A 21,137-nucleotide genomic window follows, 5' to 3' on the forward strand; every position below is an offset into this window, starting at 1 on the left:
ATTACAAAGGAGATGATTCTATGAAAACAGAAAAAGAAAAGATGTTGGCGGGAGAAATGTATATTGCAGATGACGAAGAATTAGTAGCTGATAGGGTGGAGGCAAAACGTTTAACACGTCTTTATAACGAGGCGATGGAGACAGGGGATGAACAACGTTTTACATTATTAAATCAGCTTTTAGGTTCTTCAGCTGATGGGAAAGCGCAAATTAATCCTGATTTTCGTTGCGATTACGGCTACAATATCCATGTTGGAAAGAGCTTTTTCGCAAATTTCAATTGTGTGATTTTAGACGTTTGTGAAGTTCGAATCGGTGATCATTGTATGTTTGCACCTGGTGTCCACATTTACACTGCTACACATCCTTTACACCCGGTAGAGCGGAATTCTGGTAAAGAATATGGAAAGCCTGTAAAGATTGGTAACAATGTTTGGGTAGGCGGGGGAGCTATTATTAACCCTGGTATTTCAATTGGAGATAACGCTGTAATTGCTTCAGGGGCAGTTGTGACAAAAGATGTACCCAATAATGTAGTAGTTGGTGGTAACCCAGCTAAAGTTATTAAAACGATAGACTTATAGAAATCGTTTTTTATGAGTGCATGAATAAACAGATGTCGTATCGTATAGAAAATGTGAAAGGTGTTTCATATAAAGAAAAATAGTGCGGAAATCGTACGAAGACATTACTTACTTCTTGAAACGCTCTTTTTCTTATTTGTTTTGCTGGTTTTCTCGTTTGCTGTAAGTTTCTATCATAGGTTATACACAATTTTTAAGTATACTAGGGGAAGCATTCGGAATACTGCTAGTAGAAATATATTATCTTTATTGCTTTAGAAAATGATGTATGATATATTGTCAACGCAACTTATTAAAAGGGTTTAATAAGTATGTTGATTAAGGTGGTGAGCGATTTGAGTGAACAATTTGTTACTCAAAAATCGATTAAAGAGGCAATCCTTCGCAGCATTCGTAAAGTTCTTCTAGAGCGAGGTAGTGCAACGAAAGTTGAGCTTAGTAATACATTAGAAATTAGTTTTCCGACGATAAGTAAATTTATAGAAAAAATGAAACAAGATGGTGAAGTCACTTTAGCTGGTTTAGATGATTCAAGTGGCGGAAGAAGAGCGAAACGATATGAATATAATCCAGAATATATGTTAGGTTTAGCGATATTTTTAGAGAGAAATGAGACGAACTATACAATTTTTAACTGTTTAGGGGAAGTAAAAGAACAAGGGAGTACTTCAAGTATGTTAATTGATACGGGCGTAAATCTATTATCTAAACATATTGAAGGTCTTATCGCTACATTCCCAAAAATAAGCTCTATATCAATTGGTGTGCCTGGTTCGGTTGATAATGGTCGTATTTTTTATATTCCTGGATATGAAAAGTTCCAAAATTTTAATTTGAAAAGTCATTTGGAGGAACAGTTTTCTATACCAGTAGTAATAGAAAACGATATGAATGCTGCTGTGCTTGGTTATTATAAAAACACTGGAAACTATGACAATTCCTCTCTTGTATATTTGTATTCAGGTCAAAATGGACCAGGTGCGGGGATTATGGTAAATGGAGACGTCGTACGAGGGAGTACGTTTTTCTCAGGAGAGATATCTTTCGTACCGCAGTATGATAATAAAAATTTCTTACAAGCTTTGAGAAGTGAAGATTCGAATAATCCAGAGGAATATAATATAGATGCTATTACTCGTTTAATCGCTACATGTATAGCTATTATTAACCCTCATGCCTTTATCTTCTGTGATGATGAAGTGAATCAATTTGTTATAGATCAAATTGTAAAAACTTGTCCGCAGTACATTCCGGCGGAACATATTCCGAAAATAACAGTGAGCAATTGGAAAGAAGATTATTTATATGGATTAAAAAGTCTAGGACTTGATCTTATGATTACGAGAACGAATAAAGAAAATTAAATGTACTGGCAATGAAGCATCCAATTGTCAGTTGAATAACATAAAAGAAAAGGTGCCAATTATGAAAATTGAACATGTAGCAATTTGGGTGAATGATTTAGTAGGAATGCGTGATTTTTATAAACAGTACTTTAATGGTGAAGAAAATAGCTTATATCATAATCCAAAAAAGCAATTTAAATCTTATTTTATAACTTTTGAAGGTGGTGCGCGTCTAGAACTTATGAAGCGGGTAGGGATAGAGGATGCATTACAAACAGAAACAATAGGATATGCGCATATTGCTTTTTCTGTAGGTAGTAAAGAAAAGGTGAACGAATTAACGAATACATTAAGAGAAGCAGGATACGCTGTGTTAAATGGCCCGCGTACTACAGGGGATGGTTACTACGAAAGTGTAGTAAGTGACCCTGAAGGAAATCAGATTGAGATAACGATCTAACATGAACAACCTCATTTCGCATTATCATGACGGGGAATGAGGCTGTTTTATTTTTATCTTTAATTGGAGTGATGAAAATCGCGAAGAATCCCCTCAATAACTGGATGAAGAGTACTAGGTAATTCATCAAGCGGAAAGAAACGTAATTCTTTTGATTCTGTTTGATCACATACAAGCTCACCGTGAAATTCTCGGCAAATATAAACAACGAGTACACCGTGTACTTGATCGCCGTTTGGGTAGATTTGAAAGAAATCTGGTCCTGAATATGTACGGAATAGTTCTGGATTTTTAATAATAAGTCCAGTTTCTTCATATACTTCTCGTTTTAAAGCGTCTTCTAACGTTTCGTTATATTCTAAGGCGCCGCCAATAATGCCCCAGCGGTTAAAGTCTGTACGGAGCTGCAGCAATATTTCATTGTTCTCATTTAATATAATAGCGTGTGAACCTATTAAAATCAGTGGATGATTTCCTACTAAATTTCTCATATCTTCAATATAACCCATAGTTGTTCTCCTTATAGCTAATAATAATTAGGAAGTTCTTTTAACATTCTTTCTGTTTTACGTGCTGTAAAGGCTAAGTTATGGTCATCTTTCGTTCTGAAAAATAATGTGCGTAAAAAGGTTTTAATGTTGGCGCATAAAATACAATATTCATTTAACGAAAGGCGTTTTCTAATTTGGGGAAGCCTTTTTATTTTTTTTTGAATAATAGAAATTAACTCATCTTGCGGGAAGTCATGATACAGCATTGCTAGTAATGGCGTAACAATTCGTTCATCTTCGTTATTATGAAAAAGGTCAGATGGAATGAAGATTTTATTTAATAAGCAATGAATTAATTCTTCATACCATTCAAAGGTCGTATAAGAATTGTGGACAATTTCAGTAAAGGCATCAGATACGTGAGCAAGACAATGAGCCCATCCTTTATTTTCAATATAGCCTCGGAAATCTGTTTCTAAGTTTGTGTATGTAATGAGTTTGTTTTTTATTTCTTCAATATCTTCCTCTGTACAAAAGTAGTGCGAATTAGCGAATTGGAGTATTAACGCAATTAACGAAACAGTGTAAGAACGTGTGAAAACCCCATCTGAATGCGGGGAGTAAATGTCACAATATAAATATTCATCACTTAAACAAGTTTGCAACAGTAATTTCAGTTGATCATCCATAAGGAATTCATGATGAATAAAATGCACAAAACATTTATATATAAGCTGGTAACGAACGTAACTATCAGTCGTTCCAATATACTGAAGCATATGGAGCGTTAATTCATTTATATCTATATGTCGCAGTTGCGTATAGTCATTTTGTTGTATAAGCTCTAACTGTTGTTGCAGCGCTGTAATATCCAATGGAGAACCTCCTCCGCACTTTAAAGATGCGATGTTTTCTAGTATTCTATATATTCAAGGACAATCCTGCTCATGCAAGGAGAACAAGTAGAAATTCAAGTATGACATAGATGAGGGAAGTATATGACGACTATAGAACAGTTAGAAAAACATTTTAAAATAAGAAGAAATGCTTCTTCTATCATGATAAAAGAAAATAATGCAGAGATTTTTACAGAAGAGCAATTAAAGGAAATGATGCAATATTGCGTTGCTGAGGCTGAAAAAGAGGAAATAGAAAACTTAAATTTTGAGATTTCTTCGAAAAGCCCCAATTATAATATGTATAAAAAATGTTTTGAAACGTACTCGTTTGAATATGTTACTGAAAACATCATTGTGTTTAAGGATCTATATAAAGTAGAAGATGTAGAAAGTGAAATTGATTTTAAGTTGATTGAAGAAGTAGGAGAAGATGCTTTTTATTCTCTTTGGAGTGAGATGACAGAAGAACAAGTCACTTATGATCAATTTGTAAATATGATGCTACAAGAAATTGGTGAGCAATGGAAAGAACATTGTTTAACAGCGAGTGTAGGTGAAGAGCCGATAGGAATTGTAATCCCGCATATTGAAAAGGGGACGTTAGAAGAAGGAAAACTTATGTATTTCGCAGTCGCTCCAAATATGAGAAATAAAGGGTATGAAGCAGCATTCTTTACAGGGGCAATGTTTGTTTTAAAAGAAATAGGAGCATCTTATTATATCGGTGAGACAAATGTGAAAAATGAGTGGATGAAGGATGTTTTTGAAAAGAACGGATGTCAGTTATTAAGTTCTACTGAGCGGTATGTGAGGAAGTTTTAGGAGGGCGAATGATGTACTCTCTCGAACTCATTTAGCGGGAGGGATATATATGTTAAAACAATCCATGCATTCATTCGTTTTACTGTATCCAAATGTATTATTAGAAGGATGGAGAATTGAAAAAGTTTCAGAACGTTATGAAGGTGAAAAGTGGGGAACTTTTTGGTTTCAGGTTGTTACTCCGACTGGAATGTTTCGAGTAAAGGAATTTTTTCTCGATATAATGGAACCAGTATTTCCGGATAGCTGTATTTCTCAAGCAAAAGGAGATTGTTTTCAATATAAAGGGCTTGTGTATTGGAAAGGTATAAATTATAAAGGAAAAGAAAGTTACGTTACATCTATATGGAAAACACAAGTTGAAATTTCTGTTGATCATGGATATGTAAACCAAGACGAAATGGAACGATTTCTATTTGAATTACAACCAGTAAATATGGAGCTTGGGAAAACGATATTACATACACCATTTCACTTATTAAGCTTTCAAGCGAAGAGAAGTGAAATGGGTGAGATAGGAAGATGTAGAGAGTGGAATGCTCCAGATGACGTATCCTATGTAAATTTGTTAATTCATGAAAAACTAAATTGGAAACTTGAATCGGTCGGTTTCGGAAATGACGAAACGCAGTATGTATATTGGGACGAAGATAATAAACTATACGCACTTTGGGTTTGTAGACATAAAAACAAAGCGTATTACCCTGTTTCTTCATGGGTAATGAACTATGGCCCAAAACAAATTATAAACGGGTTAGAGTTTTATTCACACCCTAATCGCGGAACAGTTGTATACGAAGATTTAGGTAATGAACAAATCGCATACGTATTTCGCGGTAATCCATGTACAAATTTTGAACAAGTAAAAGAACTTTTTGCCTGTTTGTAAGATAAAAAGAAAAATGAGAACGACAAAGTAGATATTCCTATAATAAAATAGAGTAAGATTCGATTATAAGAGAAAGCGTTGGTGAAAGAATGGGGCAGCAAAGAAATTGGTTACAAGCAACTGTAGAAAGAAATAAAGATAATACGTTACAAATAAAGTGGGAAAATAATATAGAGGAAGTTTGCATTTATTGGAGTACTTCGCCAGATCATATTGAAGAAAATGGAGAATTACTTGCAACGGTAAATGGAGAATCATCATATACAATTGAAAACCCGAGCGAAAATGAGCGTCCATATTTTAGACTAGTAGGTAGTAATGGACAAGCAGTAACAGTAGCTGAGCGTAGATTGCCATTACAAGGCGCGTTTAACTTCCGTGATATGGGAGGATATGAAACGCTTGAAGGCCGTAAAGTAAAATGGGGCAAATTGTACCGCTCTGAAGAATTAGCAGGATTAACAGAGTGGGATATCGATTATTTACAAAAGTCTGGCTTAAAGTTAATTTGCGATTACCGTACAGACTTTGAAGTGAAGCATAAGCCAAACCCTGAGATCACAGGAGCTCGTCAAGTGTGCTTACCAGTTATGCAAGACTTGGCGAAAGACTTAAATATAAATGAATTTTTCCAAGTTGGTGACCTTTCTATGTTAGGGAAACCAGGTGAGTACCTTGTGAAAATGAATCAAGATTTCGTAAGTGGTAATGAAGCATTTGTGAGCTTCTTAAACTTAGCGCAAAACCCGGAAAACTTACCGTTAGTAAACCATTGTACAGCTGGAAAAGACCGTACTGGATTTGGATCAGCATTATTATTACTTTTACTAGGTGTACCAGAGAAAACAGTAATGGAAGATTATTTATTAAGTAATGGTTTCCGTGAAAAGTTAAATGAAAAAATGATGGCCTTTTTAGGTGCAAAATTACAAAACGATGAGAGTAGAGCGATATTAGGTGCGATGTTCGAAGCACGTGCTGAGTATTTACAAGCTGCGATTGATGAAGTGAAAAAGCAATACGGTTCAGTTGAAGCGTATGCTGAAAAAGCTTTAGGCTTTACGAAAGAGTCGTTAGAGGAAATGAAAGAGTTATTGTTAGAGGATAAATAAGAATTTGGGAGGCTGATTGGATTAGCCTCCTTTTCTTATTGTTGTTATAATTTTGCTAATGAGGATGTTGTGCAACGAAGAGAGAATGGATGAAAAGAACTTACGAATCGGGGGATAAAATGATTCATACACGTGGAAAAGCAGAGGGGTTAAGAGAAAAGCTAGCAACAATACTAAGTCAAGATTATAAGGAATTAGCTGTTCAGGATTTAAAGGTGATTGGAACGGGAGTGCAAAATATTGTTTTTCGAGGAGATTCAGAAAAGGGATCTTTAGCTTTTCGAGTGCCATGGGAAAGAGAAGTAGAAAATATAAATGAAGATTTATTTAATAGTCGGATTTCATTGCAAAAGGAAGCAGAGCTTTCTAAGTATTGTCATTCAAAAGGTATTTCAGTGCCAAGGATACATGGATTGCATCTTTCTGCCGAACTTGATTTTTTAATTTCGGATTGTGTGTATACTGATCATATGCCAATTTCTGCGCACAAAATAGGAGAGTTAGTGAGCAAGCTTCATAGCATGCCAATTGATGATTTGCATTACGAACAAAATATTAGAGAGCCCATTAGTAAGTATATAGCAGAACGAATTGTGAAACGGATAGAAGGGTTTAATACAATTACGAACTGTGGAATGAAACTTCCAGATACAAAAACAATTGAACATATTCTTAGTACAGCGGATCATGAAAAGAGTTTACTACATATGGACATTCGACCAGCCAATTTAATCGGGTATAATGGAGAAGTTAAAGCAATAGTTGATTGGGATAACGCTTTAATTGGTCATCCATTACTGGAGCTTATGAGAATAGCTGAAACAAATGAGGTTAGTTGGGATGAATTTAAAGATGGATATAAGAATGATAGTATCTTTAACGCTACTTCTCATATTGTTAGTTTATTTTATAGGTTAGATACAGCGGTCATGCTTGCAAACTTATTTATAGCACATTTGAAAATAGAAGATAAAGGTGTATTCTATAAAGAGCGGGTTAAAGCAATCCATCACGAAATATATAAAAGTTTATAAGCTATGAGAATAAATTTTTGAAATAGAATTGAGGAGAAAGAACATCATGAAATACAAAGTTATATTATTCGACGTAGATGATACATTATTAGATTTCCCTGAAACGGAAAGACACGCATTACATAATGCGTTTGTACAGTTTGGTATGCCTACAGGGTATACTGATTATCTTGCAAGTTATAAAGAGATTAGTAATGGGTTATGGAGAGATTTAGAAAATAAAATGATTACGTTAAGTGAATTAGCGGTAGATCGATTTAGACAATTATTTGCACTTCATAATATAGAAGTAGATGCGCAGCAATTTAGCGATGTATACCTTGAAAACTTAGGGAAAGAAGTACATCTTATAGAAGGTGTAGTGCAATTATGTGAGAATCTACAAGATTGCAAGTTAGGTATCATTACGAATGGATATACGAAAGTGCAACAATCTAGAATCGGAAATTCGCCTTTATGTAATTTCTTTGATCATATTATTATTTCAGAAGAGGTTGGTCATCAAAAACCAGCACGTGAGATTTTTGATTATGCATTTGAAAAGTTTGGGATTACGGATAAATCAAGTGTACTAATGGTTGGAGATTCGCTCACTTCTGATATGAAAGGCGGAGAAGATTACGGCATTGATACGTGTTGGTATAATCCGAGTTTGAAAGAGAATAAGGCAAGTGTTAAGCCAACTTATGAAGTGGAGAGCCTGCTGCAAATTTTAGAACTTGTAGAAGTGGCGGAAGAAAAAGTAGCTTCATTTTAATCGTGTCGATATTTGTTGATAAGTCGATATATCGAAAAAATCGTTGATATATTTTGAATTGCTGCGGTCAATTTAGGAAAGAGCTGTGTAACAACTAGAGGTGAATAAAGAATGTTAAAGTTTTTATTTGAGTTAGACAAGAATATCCCACAGAAAGATGAGCCGCGGTATGATGCTTATTCAAAGGGCTTTATCGAAGGGGATGTAACGATTCACGCGAGTAACAGCGTATTTTTTCAAAAGTCATGTGTGAAGGTCGCAGAGCTCGGCATTTATTTAGGACAGTGGATGGAGCAAGTGCAACATGGGCAGAATGTACATATGAATTATGAAACGCCTGACCGTGAAGAGATCATTCTTAGTTTCTCTTATGAAGAGGACAATCAGTGGAGAGTTTCTTCCAGTTGGCAACAATTTGAGCTTCAGGAGAGTATCTCTACTACAACATTAGTGGAGAGTGTTCAACGCTATTTATATGAGTTAAATAAAGAACTGCGCGCAATAGAATATCCTGTGACGTTTGATCAGTACTTAAGAGGAGAGCAAATGATGCAGCTTTCTTACAAACGACTGTGTGATAGTAAAGCGGATACGACGTCAATAGAGGTTTATAATGAAAGCGAAAGAGTAGGAGCAGTACGGGGCTATTATAAAAATACGTTGATGAAAGTGCTAGACTTTATTCCGAAAGTCGGTAGTAATATCATTTATGAAATAAAGGATAGTAAGGACAATATTCGCGTTGTTGCAAAGGATGTAAGTAGGCAGCGCCAAAGAAGGATTTTAGTAACGTACAAAGATAATCATGATGTAGAGCATGAAATACTTATATGTGACGGAAAGTTATTAGATGCAAATTTTTTATTTACCTTTACATATAAGGCGGAAGAATTTGTTATTCATAAAACTACTTTTGGGATGGGAAAGTTATTGCGAAAGGGCTATGTAATTGCAGATTGGAATATTCGTCTTGAGGAAGATATGTATCACATCGAGATGAATGTATACGATGAAGATTATATAGAAGACCAATATTTACTGTTGGGCGTATTTCATGCGGTTTTGTATGGGTGATAGTTGTATAAATGAAAAATACCGGCATTCTTTGTGAAAAGAATGCCGGTATTTCTTATTCATCCTCAAAAATAAAAACTTCATCAATCGTACTTTGAAGTGCCTTCGCTATATCGTGAGCAAGCTGCAAGGAAGGGTTGTATTTTCCTTTTTCAAGGTGGCTAATTGTTTCACGACGTACACCAACGCTCTTTGCTAAATCTTCTTGTGTCATGTTCAATTTAGCGCGATATTCTTTTATTTTCGTTACGAACGCCATGGTGCATCTTCCATTTCATCAACAGGTTTATCGTAAAAGAACATAGAGAACCCGAACGTAAGAATGAGTGTGCCGAAAATAAGGGCGATATCAATCTCTTGTAGTACTGGGTTTGGAAATAACATTTCAATAAACAAAATGATAGCAGTAGTTAGTAATGTAACGATAAAAGCATTACGGCACGATTTATTGACGATTTGTTCAAACAGTTCATCGTGTTGAACCGTTCTATACGTTGTGAAAAAGGAGAAGAAACAAAACATAGTAAACAATCCTTTTTCATAAAAAAAGCCGAGGAAACCGAAGAAACCGAGAAACCCTAAATATTTAATCCAAGTTGTTTTCACGATAGATTCTCCTTTCAATGTTAGAAATAATTCATATTATGTTATAAATATATCACATACGAAAATGTATAGTAATAATAGTTTTCCAATTCTTTTCATAATAATAGTAAAAAGAGGAAATATACTGCGAAACAAAGAGGATAATATTGTAAAATGGTTGTAAGGAGGGGGAGGAAGGCATGTTAACTTGGATCATGATCGTTGTATTACTTGTAGTCATTACTGTAGTGGCAACGGTGTTAATTGGGCGAAATGGTGATGCAAATTATAGTAAAGCGACAAAGGGGAATATTAGAAGGCTTACGATGATTTATATTATACTAGCTGTCGTTTTAATCGTTGGATTAGGTTTGTATATTTATTTTAAAGGTTAAAAACTGAAAAAATATAAAAATCTAAAAATAGAAGTATGCTATAATGTTAATATAGTTATTTGGTAATTAAGGAAAGGATTGGATGGAATGATTGAGATTACGAATGTGTCAAAAAGTTATAATGGGTCTACCTATGCAGTAAAAGATTTAAGTTTATCTGTGCCTAGCGGAGAAATCTTTGGATTTTTAGGACCGAATGGTGCGGGTAAATCAACGACAATTAAGATGATTACTGGTATTCACGGGGTGGACAAAGGGACGATTACGATTAATGGTATAGATATTATGAAAAATCCGATGGAGGCGAAAAGGACGTTTGGTTATGTTCCAGATAGTCCAGATATGTTTTTACGATTAAAGGGAATTGAATATTTGAACTTTATGGCAGATATGTATGAAGTGCCGAAAGAAGTACGCCAAGAACGAATCGAGACTTTAGCGAAGAAATTTGATCTTTACAATGCTTTATCGGATCAAATTCAAAGTTACTCGCACGGTATGAGACAAAAAATCGTTATTATTGGTGTGCTCGTGCATGAGCCAGATGTATGGATTTTAGATGAACCGTTAACTGGGCTCGATCCGAAATCTGCATATATTTTAAAAGAAATGATGAGAGAACATGCAGATAAAGGAAAGATTGTATTCTTCTCTACACACGTATTAGAAGTGGCAGAAAAATTATGTGACCGCGTCGCGATTATTAATAAGGGGAATTTGCAGTTCAAAGGGAATTTAGATGAAATGAGAGATCATTTTAAATCCAACGAATCACTTGAAAAAATGTTCTTGGAGATGACGGGCAATGAGTAAAATTTGGACGTTAACGAAAGTATTATTGAAATTAAATTATGCAGATTTTTTAACAGATAAGAAGAAACGAGCGGCGTACGTATTTTCATTTGCAGCTATTTTATTTGTCGGCTTTTTACTGTTTGGTTCTATTACGCATGCAATGTATGAGGGAATGATACATTTAGGGCAAGATCCAGGAATGATTATCGCAATGGGACTTGCGATTGCGAGTATATGGGTATTTTTAATGAGTATTACGAACATTTTAACTGTATTTTACTACAGCAATGACATTGAAATGTTATTACCATTACCATTAAAACCAGCGCAAATTATTTCGGCAAAATTTTTAACAGTATTAATTACACAATACGTAATGAGTTCATTCATTTTACTACCAATCTTCATTACGTACGGTTTAAAAAGTGGCGCATTTATTACATATTACATATACATGATTTTTATTTACATACTCTTCCCGATTGTGCCGTTAGTATTAGCTTCATTACTCATGACAGTTATTATGAGGTATACAAATATAGGGAAAAATAAAGACCGAGGAAATATATTTATTGGAATCGTAAGTATACTATTTATTGTAGGAATTAATGTGTTTTTACAGTGGAAAAATAAAAGTTCGTTTTCTGAAGATGCAATTGCGGATTACCTTGCAAATAACCAGTCTTCTCTTTTAGTACAAATGACAAACTATTTTCCAACTACATATTTTGGAGCAGTAGCATTAGTAGAAAATGCAAATTGGAAGGGTCCTTTATATGTAATAATCTTTGCACTTATTTCATTTGTATTTTTTGTGTTGTTTTATTACATTGCAGAGCGTACATATTTAAAAGGGGTTATTGGACTTTCAACGAGTACAGCAAAAAAAGAGGTCATTTCAGCAGAAGGTTTACAAAAATCAACGGTACAAAGTTCACATTTAAAAGCGTATGTGAAAAAAGAATTTAAAACGTTATTCCGTACACCACAATTTTTCTTAAATTGTATCGTACAAACTTTTGTTATGCCGATTATGTTGTTCTTCATTTTATTCGTGCAAGATGGAAATTTAGAGTGGATTACAGGTTATATTGATAACCCAAAATCAGCAGGTCTTGCAATTGGCGTTGGTCTTTGTGCATCGCTATTTTTAATGGGAAGTAACGTCATCGCAACAACTTCATTCTCACGTGATGGAAGCTCTTGGTTTGTAAATCGATATTTACCTGTAAAAGCTTCGGATATCTTTTTTGCAAAAGCAATCACGGCTTGGTTAATTAATGTAATTATTTTAGCAGTGTTCGGTATTACGATGGCAGTTGTAGCGGGAATTTCTCCAGTATTTATGGTTCTTTGGTTCTTATTAAGTGCGAACGGTTTATTACTAATTAATTTAATCGGCACACGCTGGGATGCACAAACTGCAGATATACATTGGGATACAGAGCAGAAATTATTTAAGAGCCGCTATACAACTTTGTGGAATTTTTTAGCTAATATTTTAATAGCTTTAGTTATTGTAGCGGGAGTAAGTCTATTATACTTCTTCCTTCATGTCGGACTGTGGGTTATGTTTATCGTTTTATTTGTAATGTTTACGATTGTAAATTATATCTTTATTAAAATTTTAAAATTAGGTGCAGAACGTATATTGTCAAATATTGAATAAAAAGATAGATCCTCTGTATTCGTGCAGAGGATTTATCCATAGGTGGAGGAGAAAAGGTGAAGAAAATAGCAATTGTAACAGGGGCAACTCGTCTGAATGGAATTGGTGCAGCTGTATGCAAGGTGCTTGCTCAAAAAGGAATAGACATTTTTTTCACGTACTGGTCTCAGTATGATAAAGCGATGCCGTGGGGAATGCATGACAAAGAGCCCTTTTTGTTGAAAGAGGAGATTGAAAGTTTAGGTGTGCGCTGTGAAATGGCAGAAATCAATTTATCGCAGTCATATTCGCCAAACCGTTTGCTTTATATGGTATCAGAACGGTTAGGTGATCCATCTATTTTAATTAATAATGCAGCGTATGCTGCTCATACGAGAATCGAAGAATTAAATGTAGAACAGTTAGATAAACATTATACAGTAAATGTTCGCGCTACTATGTTATTAAGTTCATTATTTATAAAACATTATGCAAGCAAGGCGAGTGGCAGTGTTATTAATCTTACTTCAGGGCAGTCACTCGGGCCAATGCCTGATGAACTAGCATACGTAGCGACGAAAGGAGCAATTGAAGCATTTACAAAATCAGTAGCACCAGTTGCGATGGAGAAGGGGATTACAGTGAATGCTGTTGATCCAGGACCAACGAATACAGGATGGATTACAGAGGAGCTGAATCATCATTTAGTATGGAAGTTTCCACAAGGTAAAGTAGGAGAACCCGTGGATGCAGCACGCTTAATTTCTTTTTTAGTCAGTGAAGAAGCAAAATGGATTACAGGGCAAATTATTCATTCGAATGGTGGTTACTCATAAATATATTATGTTAACAATTGTTGAGAAACAAAAAAACGAAAGAAAATTTTATTTTTTTGTATAAATAAAATGTCAAGAAAGAGAAAAATTTGATAGAAGAGTATATCGTCATATAAGGATCGTAATTCTTTATATGACAATATACTCTTTTTCTTTTAGTAAAGAGAAGAAAAATGAAGTAGAAGAAACTCGAATATTTAAATTGTTTTATCAGTTTTTGTACGTATTATTATGAAGATTACTGTCGGAAAAATGATAATTCGTATGAAAAGGGATTTTTTAAGGGGAAATCGAATCGTAAAGGGGAGGATAAATTACGTAAACATAGGGGGATTTATATGAAAATGAAAAAGGTCGCTATCGCATCGATAACAATTGGTACAATGCTTACTATGGCAGCTTGTAGTCCTTCAGCAGATAAAGAGGCAGAAAAGAAAGAGCAAGTAACAGCACAAAATGAAGGAGAGGCAAAAACGACAAGCGCAGACGAAGCGTCAAAAACAACGAAAGATACTGAAAAAGAAACAAATACTTCTTCAAATGAAAAAACAGATAAAGATGCAAAAAATACGAAAGAATCATCAGGAACAGAAAGTAACGGTAAAACATCAACTCAAAATGAGAATGTAAAAACAAAAGAAAAAGAGACGACAGGAAAGACGAATGATCAAACGACTAGCGGGAAAACAACAGATCAAAGTACAAGTACAAACTCAGACGGAAAAACAACGAAAGATCCGAAGAAAAACGTAGCGGTGAAAACAAATGTAAAAGAAGTTGCGGCATTAATTGATAGTTTAGACAAGCAATTAGCTGCGAATCCGAAATTAGAAACAGTAAATAAACTTGGAAAACAAATTAATGCAAAGTGGGATGTAATTGAGAAAGAGTTAGAAACATCACACCCAGCTGAATCTAAAACAATTGGACAAAGTATGTATCCGTTAATTGTAGGAGCGGAGAAAGAAAAGATAGATATTACTAAAATGAAGTCATTGACGACGAAAACGAAAAAAGATTTAAATCAGTTATTAACGAAACTTTCGTAGTTTCAAAAGCCTACTTGTGGGAGTAGGCTTTTTTTATGTTGAGAGTGTAATGAAAGTTTATGGGAATCATAATGAAAAAGGATGGTGATAAGAGTGACAATCGATCGAATTTGTACAATTGGGCCAGCAAGTAATAATAAAGAAACGTTAGCGCAGTTAATAAGCAATGGTATGAAAATTGTTCGGCTAAATTTATCACATGGAACGCATGAAAGTCATAAAGATATTATTCGTTTAGTGAAATCGTTAGACGATTCTATTAAAATTTTAGGCGATGTACAAGGTCCTAAAATAAGGTTAGGTGAAATAAAAGGAGAACAAATTACGCTTCAGGCGGGAGATTCTTTTATTTTACATACGCAACCAGTTACAGGGAGTAGTACGGAAGCAAGTGTTGATTATGAAGGGATCGCGAATGATGTGAAAGTCGGAAGTAGAATTTTAATGAATGATGGTGAAGTTGAGTTAATCGTAGAGAAGGTAGGTAAGGATAAAATAGAAACAAAGGTCAAAGCAGGTGGTAATATCTCATCTCATAAAGGGGTGAACTTACCAGGCGCAATCGTTCGTTTACCGGCTATTACAGAGAAAGATAAACAAGATATTCAGTTTCTTTTAGAAGAAAATGTTGATTATATCGCATGTTCTTTTGTGCGAAAAGTTGATCATATAAAAGAAATACGTGATTTTATACAGCGGCATAAAGAAACTTTGCCAAATTTAATCGCTAAAATAGAAACGATGGAAGCAATCGAGAATTTTCAAGATATATGTAAAGAAGCGGACGGAATTATGATTGCAAGGGGCGATTTAGGAGTTGAGTTGCCGTTCCAATTTGTTCCGCTCTTGCAGAAAATGATGATTCAGGAATGTAATCGAACGAATACATATGTTATTACAGCGACACAAATGCTTCAATCTATGGTAGATCATTCTATTCCAACGAGGGCTGAGGTAACTGATGTGTTTCAAGCTGTACTGGACGGAACGAACGCTGTTATGCTTTCTGCCGAAAGTGCGTCAGGCGAGCATCCGATTGAAAGTGTAAAAACATTACGTCTAGTTTCAGAATTCGCTGAGCATGTGAAAAAAGACGGTCCTTTTGTGATGAAAGATGTACTGGAATTGCTACATAAGTCTTTGAATGCGTGATGAAACAGACGAGGGCGGATATGCATCCGCCCTCGTCTGTTTCATTCCTATTCTTCTTGCTCTTGCTCATCCAAAATCTTTTCAAACGCAGCAGATACTTTTTCAAACTCTTCATCATTCTCAATGTATGAGAATTCGCTATCTTCTTCTACTTTTAAAAAGAAAATATCAATGTCTTCTTCAGTTTCTGTTTGGATATCCTCCACAAAGGCAACGGCAATATATTCTGCGCCTTCGACATCCATCGCTCCAAGTACTTCTACTTCTTGCTCTTCGTTATTCTCATCACTAAGAGTAAACACTTCGCCAACTTCAATATCAGACATATTCATTCTCCTCCTGTCCAACTCTAATAAATAGAGCGTTTAAACTGCATACATACTAATATAGTTTTCCATGAAAAATGAATTTCATACGTACGAAAAATCAAGTTCTACTTCTTTAGTATGCGTATCAGCTTATAAGGAGGATTATTTTTTACGTGCTATATCTCATAGTAACTACCTGATTAATCAAATGAGGGTATGTATTCATGCCCTCTTTTTTAAATAATAAAATAGTAGTGATATGTAAAGCAATCAATAGTAGTAAAGGTATCCCATAAAGGTTAACACGACTTAGAAATAAAAAACAAAAAGGAATCAATAAAAGATGATAGATCCCTGTAGTCCACTTTAGTGCTTGGATGTAGGTTTTCAAAGTGAATCCTCCTAAAATAAGTAATATCTATATATTACTTATTTTAGGAGGTAATTGGATATTAATTATTTGTAGATTTTAGTAGAATATAATTTTTTTATGTTAACTAATTATTGGTTATTTATAAAATAGAAAAACCAACTCAATAAGGGGAAGGGACGTTATCCACATTGATCAGAAAGTAAGTGAAAAATATTTGACTAGATTATTAAGTTAATCTCAGTTGTTTAAAAACTTGTATACGAGATTCTATAAAGGGATTAAGGTGCTTTTTATTTAAGGGATAATATATCCATTGCTTTTAGGGAACAGTAATTCAAAACTTAAAACAATGGAGGTTATCATAATGCAAAAAATGCTTTTTTCGTTCTTATGCATATTTTGTTTCGTAATTGGAAGTTCTTTCACTGTTCATGCTTTTTCTCCAAAGCATTTACCGATTTCTCAAACGTCAGATCGATGGAAAATAGAAATTAAGCAACCTGATAAAAAAACTGGTTTAGTGACAGCTAAAAAGGATGTTTTTGATACGTATGGTTTCGAGGTTCAAGATATCGGGAAGGACGCTTATCATGTAACCGTTGAAGTATTTCGAAATGAACCAGATTCCCAGACGAAGTATGAACTTTTCACTTCTAAAAAAGATCATGTGTTAAGTAAAGAAGTTGCTTTTAATCATGCGAATTTTCCTATATCGGTTCAGTCTGATGAACTTGAAGTTATTATAACTTGGCAAGAAAAGCCTTCTAGGTTGCTAAAAGATGGACAAAAAGATTGTGAGTCGAAAAGAAAGTATAAACAGACATTTACATTTAAACATTAATAAATAACAATAAAAACTCCATTATTAAATGGAGTTTTTAGCTTACATAGATTATGCTTTAGGAAGGATTCACAGCTATAACTTAATGGGTATATTACAATAATTATTAAATGTATTATCTTTCAAAGAAGAAAGTGGAACCTTCACCTCACTACCTTCCTTCATATTCCGGAGCACAACAGTTTCTGTACTAAGTTCGTCTTCCCCAATAATAAGCACATAAGGGATATTCTCTTTATTGGCATAATTAAGGGCACGTTTTAATTTACGTCCTGCTAGTTCAAGTTCGACTTTTAAGGAAGTGGTAGAACGTAATTGCTGGACGATTTGTAAGCATTGTAATTCTGTTCCGAGCGGGATGATAAATACATCCGCTGTAGATGATATCGTTTCTTTCTGTGATAGTGCTGTATAAATAACGTCTAAACCGAATGAAATACCGACTGTTGGATAATTCATATTATCACCGCGGAATGCTCCAATAATATTATCGTATCGACCACCGCTACCGATGCTAGATGTAATCGATCCATCTTTTAAAAAGATTTCATACACGGTACCTGTATACATTGTCAGTCCCCGTGCTAAAAATGGATTGAATATAGCATTTTCATTTATTCCAAGTGCGATTAAATATTGCTGTAATTGTTGCAATTCGTTTATTCCTTCGGTAACGAGTGGATTATTGAAAGCTTCTTTAAAGTCAGCAATTGTAAGCTTTAGACAAGATAAAACAGTATTACATATCGTATCAGCCATTTCTTCAGAAATTCCGCGCTCTAATACATCTTTTCGTACACCATCTATCCCAATCTTTTCGATTTTGTCTAATGATAAAATGACGTCACTCGTTCGTTCAGTAGGGATGTTAATAGATTCGAGAATACCGTTTAACAATTTTCGGTTATTATATTGGATCGTTACTTCTAAGTTTAACGTTCGGAACAGTTCAAATGCCATGCTCATAAGTTCCGCTTCTGCCATGACAGACTCTACACCGACTATATCAACGTCACATTGTATAAACTCACGAAATCTTCCTTGTTTAATTGGCCCATCTCGAAATACTTTTCCAATTTCATACCGTTTAAAAGGGAGGCGGATGTTCGGATTCATTGCAACGACTTTTGCGAATGGAATTGTTAAATCATAGCGTAAGGCAAGGTTACGTTTTCCTTGATCCTGAAGCGTATATATTTCTTTTAAAATTTCATCACCACCGCCGTACTTGTATGACATAAGCTCATACATATTTAACGTTGGTGTCTCTAACGGTTTACATCCGTATCGTTCAAACGTATCTTCACAAGCTCTTTTAATTTTATTTCGCAGCACTTGTTCCTCTGGTAAATAGTCTTTCGTTCCTTTTACGTTTTTCATTTCCATAGTAATCACTCCTTCTTAAATTAAAAAAAGCTATGCAGGTATAAAAATACCCACATAGCTTTATGAACGCTTCGTGGGTCAACAGGAAAAGCCCTGTACCCACGAAGAAAAATTTTTCTTCGGATACACGGCGTTACGTATGATGATGAAGTTGGAAAGAAGTATTAACATTTCGCATTACAAATCTCTCCTTAACATAAGTTTTTTTCAAAGTATATCAGATGATTTTTGAATTATCAATATTTTTAGTTTTGAAATATACGTGAAGTTATGTAGGAGAAATGGAAAAGGGTGTATAATAAAACTTAATAATATGAAATAACCTTTTAAGGAGAACGTTATGAAAAAAGATAAAACAAATGCGATGCGAATATTAGATAAAGAAAAAATTGAATATTCGATGATGTCATATGATCCAGATGATGGGAAAATTGACGGCGTATCAGTAGCCGGGAAAATTGGACGAGAAGTGAAAGAAGTATATAAAACGTTAATCGCTCAAGGAAATAGTAAAAATTATCATGTGTTTATTATTCCGGTAGATGAGGAACTAAATTTAAAAGCTGCTGCAAAAGCAGTAAGTGAAAAGAAAATTGAAATGATTCCTGTAAAAGATATTACGAAAGTGTCAGGATACATTCGCGGCGGTTGTTCACCAGTCGGAATGAAGAAGTTATTTTCTACATGTATTGATGCGAGTGCTCAATCACTTGAAACGATCATTGTAAGCGGCGGGAAAATTGGTGTACAAATTGAGCTGAAAGTGGATGACTTGGTGAAAGTTACGAGAGCTCAGTTTGGTGAAATAACGAAATAATGATACATAGGAAAAGAAGTTCTAGTTTTATTAAGTTTAGATAAGAAGTTATAGGATAGTTAGTCCATTAGGGGGGGGATTATCCTTTTTATTTACATACTGGATAAACTGAATCATTTGTTTGGCTTTGGGGGGAGGACTTTAAATAAACAAGAAGAGTTACTCACAAAGATAGACAAAGGAGGGGAGAGTGTTTTAATGAAAGTTTAAGAAATGCCATCAGAAAGCGAATATTCGGGAATGCCAGTATGTTTGAAAAACCTATGCTAAGAGCATGCAAGATTATATACGATTTTTTTGCTAATCCAGTAATAAGCAAGAACACTAAAACAGCGTTAGGATAGGAATGTATAAAACATGTATAGATTCATAGAAATAAAAAAGAAGGTTCCCTTGTGAGAGCAGGGTTCTCCTTTTTCCTTGCTACTGATAATGAGATGTTATATGAACTACATATGTATATAATATTCACCCGAAAATGAGATAGTTCTTGTTCGGCTAACTGACAAGATAGTTCAATAAGAAAAGGACTTTATAAATCAAAAAGAGAATGATGCTATATGGGTTTCTTTTTCCTTTCCCTCGAAAAAAAGGGAGTAAATTATAGAAAGTATTGAGCTTAATTTAGAATATTGTAGGGTGGTAAGTCGATGATAGGAATAAGTATAGCAACTAAGTGGGAATATGAAGCGACATTGGAATACTTTAGCATAAAAGATAACGAGCGTTTCGGTTATCCTTATGGCGAGTATTTCATGAGAACAATTAATGATACTGAACTTGTTTTTTTATAGTACCGGTGTAAGAAAAGTAAATGGTGTTGGTGGTAATCAGTATATGATTTCTAAATTTAATTTAACTAAAGTAATCGTTGCTGGAACATGTGCAGGAATAGATGATAGGTTCAGTAATTTGGATATTTTTGTACCAGATAAAGCCGTTCAATATGATTGCACAGTAAAAGAAATTGAGCCTTTTATTAAACAATCCTTCATAGTCGATATCGATCTATCAAGATATGGAAATGATTTTTACACCGGAACAATTGGCACCGCTGATAAAGCAGTAGTTATGTGGAAGGACTATTTAGAACTTAAAGAAAACGAAATAATAATAGCTGATACAGAAGCGGGTGCAATTGCTTATATCTGTAAGAAGAATGATGTTGAGTGCATTATTATAAAAGGAATATCTGATTTTCCAACAGATGAAAGTAACTCTGATAAATTTGAATCGAACATTGAACAAATTAATGTTTATTTAGAAAACACCCCCAAAGTTATGAATAAAATATTTGGCGAATATTTAAAAAGATTTATTTAAATAAATTTAAAGTTAATAAAAAAGATAAAAATAATCGATTTCCATTCTATTAGGGAATCAGCAAAGTTATCTAACTTCCAATAACGATAATTATGGTGCGACAAGAAGTCGCATTCCCACAGGGTAGCTTCTGCTACTAGATTAGATGCAAAGTCTATCTC

Annotated in this window: 23 protein-coding genes and 2 pseudogenes; 18 read left to right on the plus strand and 7 right to left on the minus strand. The window is 34.4% G+C overall.

All coding sequences use genetic code 11. From position 1 onward, the window contains the following. Window positions 1-20: 20 nt before the first annotated feature. From PDK19_RS23000 to PDK19_RS23010, 3 genes are all read left to right on the plus strand, one after another. Entirely contained in the window at window positions 21-584 is a 564-nt protein-coding gene (locus PDK19_RS23000; RefSeq protein ID WP_147806959.1) for a maltose O-acetyltransferase, read from the plus strand. Window positions 585-919: 335 nt separating this feature from the next. Continuing rightward, complete coding sequence (locus PDK19_RS23005; protein ID WP_270708113.1) at window positions 920-1,948, plus strand: ROK family transcriptional regulator; 1,029 nt, start codon at window positions 920-922, stop codon at window positions 1,946-1,948. Window positions 1,949-2,009: 61 nt separating this feature from the next. Continuing rightward, complete coding sequence (locus tag PDK19_RS23010) at window positions 2,010-2,390, plus strand: VOC family protein (protein WP_000687577.1); 381 nt, start codon at window positions 2,010-2,012, stop codon at window positions 2,388-2,390. Window positions 2,391-2,449: 59 nt separating this feature from the next. On the opposite strand, the gene PDK19_RS23015 is transcribed toward PDK19_RS23010, so the two are convergent. Together PDK19_RS23015 and PDK19_RS23020 are read right to left on the minus strand one after the other, a co-directional pair. Further along, window positions 2,450-2,899: an NUDIX hydrolase gene (locus PDK19_RS23015; protein WP_000540475.1), complete on the minus strand. Its 450-nt coding sequence runs from the start codon at window positions 2,897-2,899 to the stop codon at window positions 2,450-2,452. 17 nt (window positions 2,900-2,916) lie between these two features. Next, window positions 2,917-3,756 (minus strand): DUF2785 domain-containing protein, encoded by an 840-nt coding sequence (locus PDK19_RS23020; RefSeq protein WP_000355458.1) that lies wholly within the window; start codon window positions 3,754-3,756, stop codon window positions 2,917-2,919. Window positions 3,757-3,879: 123 nt separating this feature from the next. On the opposite strand from PDK19_RS23020, the gene PDK19_RS23025 reads away from it, so the two are divergent. The 6 genes from PDK19_RS23025 to PDK19_RS23050 all read left to right on the plus strand — a co-directional run bounded on the left by PDK19_RS23025 (window position 3,880) and on the right by PDK19_RS23050 (window position 9,468). After that, on the plus strand, window positions 3,880-4,602 hold the full coding sequence (locus tag PDK19_RS23025) for a GNAT family N-acetyltransferase (protein ID WP_270708115.1): 723 nt from the start codon (window positions 3,880-3,882) through the stop codon (window positions 4,600-4,602). A gap of 49 nt (window positions 4,603-4,651) precedes the next feature. Continuing rightward, the gene (locus tag PDK19_RS23030) at window positions 4,652-5,491 is read left to right on the plus strand and encodes a hypothetical protein (RefSeq protein ID WP_049112377.1); all 840 of its coding nucleotides are present in this window, start codon (window positions 4,652-4,654) and stop codon (window positions 5,489-5,491) included. 89 nt (window positions 5,492-5,580) lie between these two features. Then, a complete protein-coding gene (locus PDK19_RS23035) occupies window positions 5,581-6,603 on the plus strand; it encodes a tyrosine-protein phosphatase (protein ID WP_049112380.1) in 1,023 nt (340 codons plus the stop codon). Between the two features lie 89 nt (window positions 6,604-6,692). Continuing rightward, window positions 6,693-7,637, plus strand: coding sequence for a phosphotransferase family protein (locus PDK19_RS23040; protein ID WP_074567516.1), 945 nt, complete (start codon window positions 6,693-6,695; stop codon window positions 7,635-7,637). Between the two features lie 46 nt (window positions 7,638-7,683). Beyond that, window positions 7,684-8,394, plus strand: coding sequence for a YjjG family noncanonical pyrimidine nucleotidase (locus tag PDK19_RS23045; RefSeq protein ID WP_270708118.1), 711 nt, complete (start codon window positions 7,684-7,686; stop codon window positions 8,392-8,394). A gap of 111 nt (window positions 8,395-8,505) precedes the next feature. Beyond that, entirely contained in the window at window positions 8,506-9,468 is a 963-nt protein-coding gene (locus PDK19_RS23050; RefSeq protein WP_000911284.1) for a tubby C-terminal domain-like protein, read from the plus strand. Window positions 9,469-9,523: 55 nt separating this feature from the next. Here PDK19_RS23050 and PDK19_RS23055 read toward each other — a convergent pair whose 3' ends face one another. Continuing rightward, window positions 9,524-9,727 (minus strand): helix-turn-helix transcriptional regulator, encoded by a 204-nt coding sequence (locus tag PDK19_RS23055; RefSeq protein ID WP_000896303.1) that lies wholly within the window; start codon window positions 9,725-9,727, stop codon window positions 9,524-9,526. Further along, window positions 9,715-10,074 carry a DUF3796 domain-containing protein gene (locus tag PDK19_RS23060; RefSeq protein ID WP_000859231.1) on the minus strand — a complete coding sequence of 120 codons (360 nt, stop codon included), beginning with the start codon at window positions 10,072-10,074 and terminating at the stop codon, window positions 9,715-9,717. Before PDK19_RS23060 ends, PDK19_RS23055 begins: the two co-directional genes overlap by 13 nt. Before the next feature lie 179 nt (window positions 10,075-10,253). Here PDK19_RS23060 and PDK19_RS23065 point away from each other — a divergent pair, with 179 nt between their 5' ends. The 6 genes from PDK19_RS23065 to PDK19_RS23090 all read left to right on the plus strand — a co-directional run bounded on the left by PDK19_RS23065 (window position 10,254) and on the right by PDK19_RS23090 (window position 15,928). Further along, entirely contained in the window at window positions 10,254-10,448 is a 195-nt protein-coding gene (locus PDK19_RS23065) for a hypothetical protein (RefSeq protein WP_000958869.1), read from the plus strand. 87 nt (window positions 10,449-10,535) lie between these two features. Continuing rightward, window positions 10,536-11,261: an ABC transporter ATP-binding protein gene (locus PDK19_RS23070; RefSeq protein WP_000570196.1), complete on the plus strand. Its 726-nt coding sequence runs from the start codon at window positions 10,536-10,538 to the stop codon at window positions 11,259-11,261. Then, window positions 11,254-12,912 carry a putative ABC transporter permease subunit gene (locus tag PDK19_RS23075; protein WP_074615437.1) on the plus strand — a complete coding sequence of 553 codons (1,659 nt, stop codon included), beginning with the start codon at window positions 11,254-11,256 and terminating at the stop codon, window positions 12,910-12,912. The genes PDK19_RS23070 and PDK19_RS23075 overlap by 8 nt, the downstream gene beginning before the upstream one ends. Window positions 12,913-12,968: 56 nt before the next feature. Continuing rightward, window positions 12,969-13,727, plus strand: coding sequence for an SDR family oxidoreductase (locus PDK19_RS23080; protein ID WP_000716970.1), 759 nt, complete (start codon window positions 12,969-12,971; stop codon window positions 13,725-13,727). A 338-nt stretch (window positions 13,728-14,065) separates the two neighbouring features. After that, entirely contained in the window at window positions 14,066-14,776 is a 711-nt protein-coding gene (locus PDK19_RS23085) for a hypothetical protein (RefSeq protein WP_000782528.1), read from the plus strand. A gap of 81 nt (window positions 14,777-14,857) precedes the next feature. Continuing rightward, entirely contained in the window at window positions 14,858-15,928 is a 1,071-nt protein-coding gene (locus PDK19_RS23090) for a pyruvate kinase (RefSeq protein WP_074567513.1), read from the plus strand. 47 nt (window positions 15,929-15,975) lie between these two features. Here the strand turns inward: PDK19_RS23090 and PDK19_RS23095 are convergent, their stop codons facing one another. Both PDK19_RS23095 and PDK19_RS23100 read right to left on the minus strand, forming a co-directional pair. Next, window positions 15,976-16,260: a DUF1292 domain-containing protein gene (locus PDK19_RS23095; RefSeq protein ID WP_074567512.1), complete on the minus strand. Its 285-nt coding sequence runs from the start codon at window positions 16,258-16,260 to the stop codon at window positions 15,976-15,978. Between the two features lie 160 nt (window positions 16,261-16,420). After that, a pseudogene (locus tag PDK19_RS23100) lies at window positions 16,421-16,627 on the minus strand (hypothetical protein); the annotation flags it as partial. Between the two features lie 346 nt (window positions 16,628-16,973). On the opposite strand from PDK19_RS23100, the gene PDK19_RS23105 reads away from it, so the two are divergent. After that, window positions 16,974-17,450 (plus strand): hypothetical protein, encoded by a 477-nt coding sequence (locus tag PDK19_RS23105; protein WP_049112395.1) that lies wholly within the window; start codon window positions 16,974-16,976, stop codon window positions 17,448-17,450. A gap of 75 nt (window positions 17,451-17,525) precedes the next feature. On the opposite strand, the gene PDK19_RS23110 is transcribed toward PDK19_RS23105, so the two are convergent. After that, complete coding sequence (locus PDK19_RS23110; RefSeq protein WP_270708122.1) at window positions 17,526-18,836, minus strand: histidine--tRNA ligase; 1,311 nt, start codon at window positions 18,834-18,836, stop codon at window positions 17,526-17,528. Between the two features lie 340 nt (window positions 18,837-19,176). On the opposite strand from PDK19_RS23110, the gene ybaK reads away from it, so the two are divergent. Continuing rightward, complete coding sequence (gene ybaK / locus PDK19_RS23115; protein WP_000710870.1) at window positions 19,177-19,653, plus strand: Cys-tRNA(Pro) deacylase; 477 nt, start codon at window positions 19,177-19,179, stop codon at window positions 19,651-19,653. A gap of 650 nt (window positions 19,654-20,303) precedes the next feature. Further along, window positions 20,304-20,976, plus strand: a pseudogene (locus tag PDK19_RS23125) (5'-methylthioadenosine/S-adenosylhomocysteine nucleosidase family protein). Window positions 20,977-21,137 lie beyond the last annotated feature (161 nt).

The organism is Bacillus cereus group sp. BcHK124 (assembly GCF_027712065.1).
Classification (GTDB): Bacteria; Bacillota; Bacilli; order Bacillales; family Bacillaceae_G; genus Bacillus_A; species Bacillus_A pacificus.